The organism is Streptomyces brasiliensis (assembly GCF_014647875.1).
In the GTDB taxonomy this organism is placed as follows: Bacteria; Actinomycetota; Actinomycetes; order Streptomycetales; family Streptomycetaceae; genus Streptomyces; species Streptomyces brasiliensis.
This window is the reverse complement of record NZ_BMQA01000146.1, coordinates 1-7,247: the sequence shown is the minus strand read 5'-3', so window position 1 is coordinate 7,247 and position 7,247 is coordinate 1. Positions and strand designations below refer to the sequence as shown.

The following is a 7,247-nucleotide window of genomic DNA, read 5'->3' as shown; positions in this document are numbered from 1 at the left end:
CCAGCCAAAGACCATCACCCTTCTGCCTCGATTGGTTTAGAACTCAAGCAACGGCATTGGGCCCGACCGTCAAAGACGGCTGCGGAACGTACCGTGGCCTGGAGCGGGTGGCCTTCCCCGCTCCGGGCCATCTGGTGTTCGGCATGTTCCGGTTCAGCTCAGTGCCCGAGTAGCGGCACGTCGATCTCGCCCATGTGGTAGGCGTGGACGGCCTGAACCAGCTCGTCGGCGGAGAGTTGGTCGTCGCCGTTGGCGTGCATCTGGCGGAATGCGTCGGCCGAGTCGATGTTCTCGACCCCCATGGCGTCCAGCCAGGTCTTGAACTCGGTCGGGCTGATCTGGTCGTCGTCGTCCACGTCCGCCAGCTTGATCATGGCCTGGATCGTCGGCTTGATGACCTTCCCGAAGTCCGCGCCGCCGTTCTCCAGGACGTGTTCCTTAACGATGTCGTTGAACTGCTCGGGGGTCAGCTGGCCGTTTCCCTTGTCGATCCCGGCCTTGTCGGCGAAGAAGTACCACATGCCCAGGTAGGCGTCGATCAGCGCGCGGCCCCTCGGGGAGCCGGGAGCCTCGCCCAAGGCCTGCAGGATGCGCTTGGACTCGGCCTCGCAGTCGGAGCGGTCGATGCGGCCGTCGCCGTTCACGTCCCAGCTGTCGAAGCGCTTCTTGATGCGGTCGAGCTGCACGGAAGTGGTCATCTCGGAGATCTCCAGGTGGTTCGTCCGGGCGGGGCCGGCCCGGGGGCAGGGCCGGCGGTGGCACCGGGGTGCATCTGCGAAGTGCCGTCACCCAATCAGATCGAGCACGGAACGTCACAGTACAGAGACTGACTGTGATTTCGGGGCGCGTACCTATGGCCAACCGAGTGATAGGGGGCGGGCAGATGCCGGATCACGACGTCGTGGCCGGGCTCTGAGCAGCGGTTTGGCAAGACGCCTGTCTTCTAGTCGCTGTCGGTCGGCAGGGCGATCAGGGCAATGGGAGCGGGCGCGTCGTCGGTGTCGGGCGCGAGCGTGCCCGGGACCGCCGGTGCCTCGATGCCCGGTCGCCGCGCGTCGTCGGAGCCTGGGGCATCGTCGACGGGAACCAGCCCGAACACCGAGAAGCTGATGGCCCAGTAGGCGATGTAGGCCACCAGCAGCACCACGCCGTGCCAGCGCCTGAGGTGCCCGGTGAGAAGGGCGTAGGCGGCGAACCCGTTGATCACCACGAGGGCCGGCAGGTGCCAGCTGAAGATCTCCGGGGTGATCACGAGCGCGCCGCCGGCCAGGGCGATGATGCCCACCTTCGCGGTCACCGAGAACACGACGCTGCCGATGACGTTGCCGACACCGACCGCGGGCGCGCCCCGCCGGGCCGGCTCCGCGGTCAGGAAGATGTCCTCCAGGGAAAGCACCAGCGTCGCGATCGTCGCCCCGAAGACAGTGCCGCTGATCGCAAAGTTCTTAAGGATGCCCTCGGTTCCATCTGACATGGCCCAGGCGCCGACGACGAGACCGATCAGCGCGAGGATCGCCAGCAGGAGCAGCATCCACCCGGGCCGGTTGTTCGGCTTCGCCGCGGCGACCTGGCCGGTCTCGTAGAGGTCACCGGCGCCACGGTCCTGGCCCCCGGTACCACCCGCACCCCCGGCCGTCCCGGCGGCGACGCCGACGAGCTCGGGACTGTCCACCGCTTCGAGTACTTCCGCGCTCCGGAACGTCGGCACCGCCCGACGGGACTCGCGGTAGGCGATGTAGGCGACGAACAGCACGAACAGCAGCACGAGAACAATCGCGAAGACGGTCCCCAGCTCCCCGAGCAGTGCAGGCCCGATCAGGATCAAAGGAGCGATCGCGAACAACGCGATGTAGTCCTTCGGGATCTCCACCCGGCAGGGCGCGATGAGGGCGGCAATCGCAAGCACCAGGCCCGACAGCGAGATGACGGTTCCAAAGACGACGCCGAGCGCGACGTCTTCCAGGCCCTCAACGTTGAGCACCACACCGAAGGCAAGGTCGTCGAACTCGATCCCGGTGAACACAATGGCCAGCAAGAACAGCGAGATCGCCAGGCCGCGCGCAGCGCCGACCAGGTAGGTGATCAGCTTCTCAGCACTGTAGATCAGCAGTGCCACTCCGGCGGCGAAGATGAAGATGGACGTCATCCGATTGCTCCCTCTTGAGCAGAACGGACTGGCCAGGCCCCCTGGGAGGCCTGGCCAGTGACAATCAATCGGAAGCTAGCAGGGATCAGGACGAGTGACAGCCGGGCGCACTGGAGCACACCGGCCACAGGGGCGTGCGCCCACCTGCCCGAAGCAGACGAAGCCGCACCTTGATCCGGCCTTGTCGCATTGTCAATCAGTGCGTGTGGACCAGGCGTGGACCAGGGCCCGGATCCCCTCTTCCGGCACGGTCCCGTCATGCGTCAGCGCCGCAGCGCTCATCGTCGCAGGCGGGTCGACACGCTCCGCCGGTCCTGGCGTGATCCTGAAGCGGAGCGGACAGTGAAGATTGTGCCGAAAGAGCCAGCACAGCAGCCACGGCCGCCCCGTGAGGAAACGCCCGCGGAGCGAGCCGACCGTAACCTTTCCGAGCTGCTTCAGGAGCTGCGCGTCGTCCAGACCGGCGTGCAGATCCTTTTTGCCTTCCTCCTGGGACTGGCGTTCACCAGTCGTTTTCCGCAGCTCAATGCTTTCCAACGCGGTACCTATGTCGTCACGCTGCTGCTGACCGTTGTCACCTCCGCGGTTCTCGCTACCCCCGTCGCCTTGCACCGTGCACTGTTCCACCGCGGTTTGAAGCCACGCATCGTTACCCTCTCTGCCCGGCTCGCGCAAATCGGCCTGGTCCTCCTGATGCTGTCGCTCAACGGCGCCGTCTTCCTGCTGATGGACGTCGTACTCGGCCGCACGGCAGCCATCCCCATCACGGCCGTGACCACAGCGATCTTCACTGGCCTGTGGTTCCTGCTGCCCCGGACCGCCCGACGCGCGTAATTCCGGGATTTCCGTGATGCGTACAACGAACACCCCCGAGCACGCCTACTGTTCAACTGCGAGCCCGGAAGGCCCTTGTCCCTCACTACGGGAACTGGGCAGCCGCTGCCTGTGCACGATGTGACCTCAAGCCATCCCCGCATCGGCGGCCAGCTAACCATGAACGCAGGTAACCCCCCTGCACGTCACCCCGCGAGCTACCAACACAGTTGGAAAGCGTGCTGGTCTTCGACTGTCGTTGGGGCAGAGACGCCGTCTTCTAGGGGCAATGCCGGTAGTTAAGCCGGCGGGTGTGTCAACCCGTCTGTGGATAAACGGTTGTTGGCCTGACATGGGACGGGGCCTCCGGTAGAGCATGAAGTCGACCAAGATCTTCGTGCTCCGAGAGGCCCCGTCGCCCATGCCGTGTGCCACTACCACGCTCACTCGCACCATTTCGGTTGCCGAGGGTGTCTTCGCCCCCGGTCATCTCGGCGAGCTGACCCAGTACATCCCCTTCGAACTGGTTGATGACGTCCTCGAACAGACGCGCACGGTTCAGCAGCGGCTGCGGCAACTTCCTTCTCGGGTAGGGGTGTACTTCCTCCTGGCACTGCCCCTGTTCCCTTCCCTGGGATACGCGCGGGTGTGGGACAAGCTGGTCGCGGGGCTGCACGGGTTGCAGCTGCACCGCCCCTCGGAGAAGGCACTGCGGGACCTGCGCCGACGCCTGGGCTCCGCGCCGCTGAAGACGCTGTTCGAAGTGCTGGCCGGGCCGCTGGCCCAGCCATCTACGCCCGGTGTGTGCTACCGGCGCTGGCGGACCGGTGATACGCACCAGATGGTGGGCATGGTTCGGCCCCTGGCCGTGTCCGGGGGACGGGCCCGTCCGCCGCGGGATCCCCGGACACGGCAGGGGGCCGGTCAGGAGCCCTTGGCGAGCAGCTCCCTCAGGTGGGGGGCCTCGGCGGCGAGTGTGGTCGTGTCGCCATGGCCCGTATGGACGACGGTCTCCCCCGGCAGCGGCAGCAGCCGGTCCTGGATGGAGGCCAGGATGGTGTCGTAGTCGCTGTAGGAGCGGCCCGTGGCTCCGGGGCCGCCCTGGAAGAGGGTGTCGCCGGAGAAGAGGGCGCGCAGCGCGGGCGCGTGCAGGCAGACGGCGCCGGGTGCGTGGCCGGGGGTGTGGATGACGGTGAGGGCTGTGCCGGCCACCTCGAGGACGTCGCCGTCGGCCAGGGAGCGGTCGGCGGGGCGGTCGGGGTGGGTCATGCGCCACAGCACCTCGTCCTGGGGGTGGAGGCAGACCGGGGCGCCGGTGAGGCCGGCGAGGGCGGGGGCGGCGTTGATGTGGTCGTTGTGGCCGTGGGTGGCGACGATGGCGGTCACCCGGCGGTCGCCGATGGCCTGCCGGATGGCCCGGGCGTCGTGGGCCGGGTTGATGACCAGGACCTCATCGTCGTCGCCGATGATCCAGACGTTGTTGTCGACGTCCCAGGATCCGCCGTCGAGGCTGAAGGTGCCGGAGGTGACGAGGCGTTCGATGCGTGCGGTCATCACAGCACCACCACCGAGCGCAGCACATCGCCGTGGTGCATCTTCTCGAACGCCTTCTCCACCTCGTCCAGCTTGATGGTCTCGGTGACGAAGGCGTCCAGGTCGAGCCGGCCCTGCTGGTAGAGGTCGATGAGCATGGGGAAGTCGCGGGAGGGCAGGCAGTCGCCGTACCAGGAGGACTTCAGCGCGCCGCCGCGTCCGAAGACGTCCAGCAGCTCCAGCTCCAGCTTCATCTGCGGGGCCGGCACGCCGACGAGGACGACGGTGCCGGCCAGGTCGCGGGCGTAGAAGGCCTGCTCGTAGGTCTGCGGGCGGCCGACGGCGTCGATGACGACGTCGGCGCCGAAGCCGCCGGTCAGCTCCCGGATGGCCTCGATGGGGTCGCTCTGGCGGGAGTTGACGGTGTGGGTGGCGCCGAAGCCCTTGGCCCACTCCAGCTTCTTCTCCTCCACGTCGACGGCGATGATCTTCGCGGCGCCGGCGAGGCGGGCGCCGGCGATGGCCGCGTTGCCGACGCCGCCGCAACCGATGACGGCGACCAAGTCGCCGCGGCCGACGTTGCCGGTGTTGATCGCCGCCCCGAGGCCGGCCATGATGCCGCAGCCGAGCAGGCCGGCGGCCGTCGGCGCGGCGCCCGGGTCTACCTTGGTGCACTGGCCGGCGGCGACCAGGGTCTTCTCCACGAAGGCGCCGATGCCCAGGGCCGGCTCCAGCTCGGTGCCGTCCTGAAGGGTCATCTTCTGCTTCGCGTTGTGGGTGTTGAAGCAGTACTGCGGGCGTCCGCGCTTGCAGGCGCGGCACTGGCCGCACACGGCGCGCCAGTTGAGGATGACGTAGTCGCCGGGAGCCACCTCGTCGACGCCCTCGCCGACGGCCTCCACGACACCGGCCGCCTCGTGGCCCAGCAGGAAGGGGAAGTCGTCGTTGATTCCGCCCTCCCAGTAGTGCAGGTCGGTGTGGCACACCCCGCAAGCCTGGACCTGCACCAGCGCCTCACCGGGACCGGGGTCGGGGACCAGGATCGTCTCCAGCGAGACCGGCGCCTTCTTGCTCCGGGCGACGACGCCGCGCACGTGGTGAGTCATGTCGAAGTTCTCTCTTTCGCGTGTTGTGTCGGCGCGGTCAGCGAAGGCCGACCGTACCGCTGTCGTTGCGCAGAGCGGCGCTGACCAGCATCGTGGCGCTCACCCATCGCATAGCCCAGGGCCCGGCGGGAGAAGGCGTCGTGGACACTGGCGAGATAAAGCGTGCCCTCGCCGGTGTCGATCTCCGTCATGTCGCCCCACCACAGCACGTCGGGCGCGATGGCGTCGAATTTGCGCCGTACCAGGTCAGGGGCGGCCTTGCGCTTGCCGGGGCGGGTCAGCGAGCGGCGCCGGCGCGGCGGCTTGCGGCCCTGCAGGCCGTGTTCGGCCATGATCTCGGCGACGGTGTTCTGCGACACCTGCCAGTCCTCCTCCTACGGGTCCAGCGTGATCCTCGGCGAGCCGTACGTCTTGCCGGAGCGGTCGAAGAAGTAGCGGATCCGCTCAGCCAGGGCTGTCCTTCTGACCTCGCGCTTCGTCGGCTCGGCGGGGCGGCGGCGCCACGTGTAGAACCACGCCTCCGACACCTCGAGCGCCCGGCAGGCGATGCGATGCGGAATGTTCTCCTCGGTCTTGCAGTCGCTGATCGCCCCGACCACGGCGGGGTCCGCCGCAGCTACTTCACCCACAAGACCATGCAGCGTTTGAGCACATCACGCTCCATGGCCGGCTCCTTGTTGTCTTTCTTCAGCTGCGCGTTCTCCCCAGCCGCGCGAGCTCCTCGCTCTCACCGGCCGTCTCGGCCCTGCCCGCCCTGCGGGGCCGGGACACCCAACTGGCCAGTGTGGTCTCGTTGATCCCGAGATCCTTCGCGACCTGCGCGATCGGCTTCCCGGTCTCGGTCACGATCCGCACGGTCCCCGCACAAAACTCCGCGTCAAGCTTGCGCCTATTGCCCGCCATGACTGCCAACTTCCCCTGCAGTCACGGTCTCTACACTACGACGGGAAGGTCACAGCGGACGTGTCGCAGCCAGCGTGCCTCGCTGTGGAAGCCGGGCAAAACCCGCATGACGGCCGGGCCCAGCCATTCCGAGTGACTCAGGCGCGGTGGAGGGTGACCGGCGGTGCACGCCTGGCCGCACCGGCGTGCGCCGGCCGCCCCGGTGCACGTGCGCCGTCACGACACCCTCGCGCGCAGCCCGGCCTGCTTCGGGAAATCCGCCGGTATCCGCTCACACATACCTCACGGGCGCCGCCGGTGACTCGCCGGCCGTGCTCCAGGACTGCCGAGGGCCCGGTGGAGGTGCAAGCCGGACCTCGTACTGCGGGACGGGACGCCCGCCGCGTGCGACCGGACACGGCGACGGCCGCGGCGACTACTGGGCCCAGCACCACCGCCACGGGGTAAACGTCCAGGCCGTCACCGACCCCACCGGCACGGTGCTTTTGGACCTCGCCCGCGCTGGCGGACGGGCCGCACCCATGACCCGACCGCGACTCGCGGCCACCGGATCATCCGGATCTTTCGGGCAACAGCGCGTCCCCGTCCTGGCCCACCGCGCCCACCGGGGCGCCGGCCCTCAGGTCACCACCGGGCTCACACGGGCCGTCTGGCGGCGAACTCACCCCTGCACAACGCACCGTGAACCTCCCCGGCCTGAAGGACTTTGTTGGCGGATTCGCCCTTGGCGATCGTGTTTGGTCGGG

The 7,247-nt window shown here is 68.2% G+C and carries 8 protein-coding genes and 3 pseudogenes; 3 read left to right on the top strand and 8 right to left on the bottom strand.

The features are described from left to right. Positions 1 to 158 precede the first annotated feature (158 nt). Both IEZ19_RS48725 and IEZ19_RS48720 read right to left on the bottom strand, forming a co-directional pair. Positions 159 to 698, bottom strand: a complete 540-nt coding sequence (locus IEZ19_RS48725; RefSeq protein WP_189317790.1) for an EF-hand domain-containing protein — start codon at positions 696 to 698, stop codon at positions 159 to 161. Between the two features lie 245 nt (positions 699 to 943). Next, on the bottom strand, positions 944 to 2,116 hold the full coding sequence (locus tag IEZ19_RS48720; RefSeq protein ID WP_229841713.1) for a sodium:calcium antiporter: 1,173 nt from the start codon (positions 2,114 to 2,116) through the stop codon (positions 944 to 946). A gap of 288 nt (positions 2,117 to 2,404) precedes the next feature. On the opposite strand from IEZ19_RS48720, the gene IEZ19_RS48715 reads away from it, so the two are divergent. Next, a complete protein-coding gene (locus IEZ19_RS48715) occupies positions 2,405 to 2,980 on the top strand; it encodes a DUF6328 family protein (RefSeq protein WP_229841712.1) in 576 nt (191 codons plus the stop codon). Between the two features lie 400 nt (positions 2,981 to 3,380). Beyond that, positions 3,381 to 3,785: pseudogene (locus tag IEZ19_RS48710) on the top strand (transposase domain-containing protein); the annotation flags it as partial. A 98-nt stretch (positions 3,786 to 3,883) separates the two neighbouring features. Here IEZ19_RS48710 and IEZ19_RS48705 read toward each other — a convergent pair. The 6 genes and pseudogenes from IEZ19_RS48705 to IEZ19_RS54345 all read right to left on the bottom strand — a co-directional run. Then, positions 3,884 to 4,513, bottom strand: coding sequence for an MBL fold metallo-hydrolase (locus tag IEZ19_RS48705; protein WP_189317788.1), 630 nt, complete (start codon positions 4,511 to 4,513; stop codon positions 3,884 to 3,886). Further along, positions 4,513 to 5,598, bottom strand: a complete 1,086-nt coding sequence (locus tag IEZ19_RS48700) for an S-(hydroxymethyl)mycothiol dehydrogenase (protein WP_189317787.1) — start codon at positions 5,596 to 5,598, stop codon at positions 4,513 to 4,515. Before IEZ19_RS48700 ends, IEZ19_RS48705 begins: the two co-directional genes overlap by 1 nt. Beyond that, positions 5,595 to 5,957 carry a hypothetical protein gene (locus tag IEZ19_RS48695; RefSeq protein WP_189317786.1) on the bottom strand — a complete coding sequence of 121 codons (363 nt, stop codon included), beginning with the start codon at positions 5,955 to 5,957 and terminating at the stop codon, positions 5,595 to 5,597. Before IEZ19_RS48695 ends, IEZ19_RS48700 begins: the two co-directional genes overlap by 4 nt. Before the next feature lie 15 nt (positions 5,958 to 5,972). Next, the gene (locus IEZ19_RS48690; protein ID WP_189317785.1) at positions 5,973 to 6,227 is read right to left on the bottom strand and encodes a hypothetical protein; all 255 of its coding nucleotides are present in this window, start codon (positions 6,225 to 6,227) and stop codon (positions 5,973 to 5,975) included. 58 nt (positions 6,228 to 6,285) lie between these two features. Further along, positions 6,286 to 6,501, bottom strand: a complete 216-nt coding sequence (locus IEZ19_RS52425) for a transposase (RefSeq protein ID WP_373297190.1) — start codon at positions 6,499 to 6,501, stop codon at positions 6,286 to 6,288. 54 nt (positions 6,502 to 6,555) lie between these two features. Continuing rightward, positions 6,556 to 6,651: pseudogene (locus tag IEZ19_RS54345) on the bottom strand (IS982 family transposase); the annotation flags it as partial. Between IEZ19_RS54345 and IEZ19_RS54085 the strand changes: the two are divergent. Beyond that, a pseudogene (locus tag IEZ19_RS54085) lies at positions 6,651 to 7,247 on the top strand (transposase family protein); the annotation flags it as partial. The pseudogenes IEZ19_RS54345 and IEZ19_RS54085 sit on opposite strands and share 1 nt — an antisense overlap.

Excerpts from the sequence above, each read along its gene's own strand:
- IEZ19_RS48725 (WP_189317790.1), bottom strand. The coding sequence starts at position 698 with ATGACCACTTCCGTGCAGCTCGACCGCATCAAGAAGCGCTTCGACAGC.
- IEZ19_RS48715 (WP_229841712.1), top strand. The coding sequence starts at position 2,405 with ATGCGTCAGCGCCGCAGCGCTCATCGTCGCAGGCGGGTCGACACGCTC.
- IEZ19_RS52425 (WP_373297190.1), bottom strand. The coding sequence starts at position 6,501 with ATGGCGGGCAATAGGCGCAAGCTTGACGCGGAGTTTTGTGCGGGGACC.
- IEZ19_RS48700 (WP_189317787.1), bottom strand. The coding sequence starts at position 5,598 with ATGACTCACCACGTGCGCGGCGTCGTCGCCCGGAGCAAGAAGGCGCCG.
- IEZ19_RS48705 (WP_189317788.1), bottom strand. The coding sequence starts at position 4,513 with ATGACCGCACGCATCGAACGCCTCGTCACCTCCGGCACCTTCAGCCTC.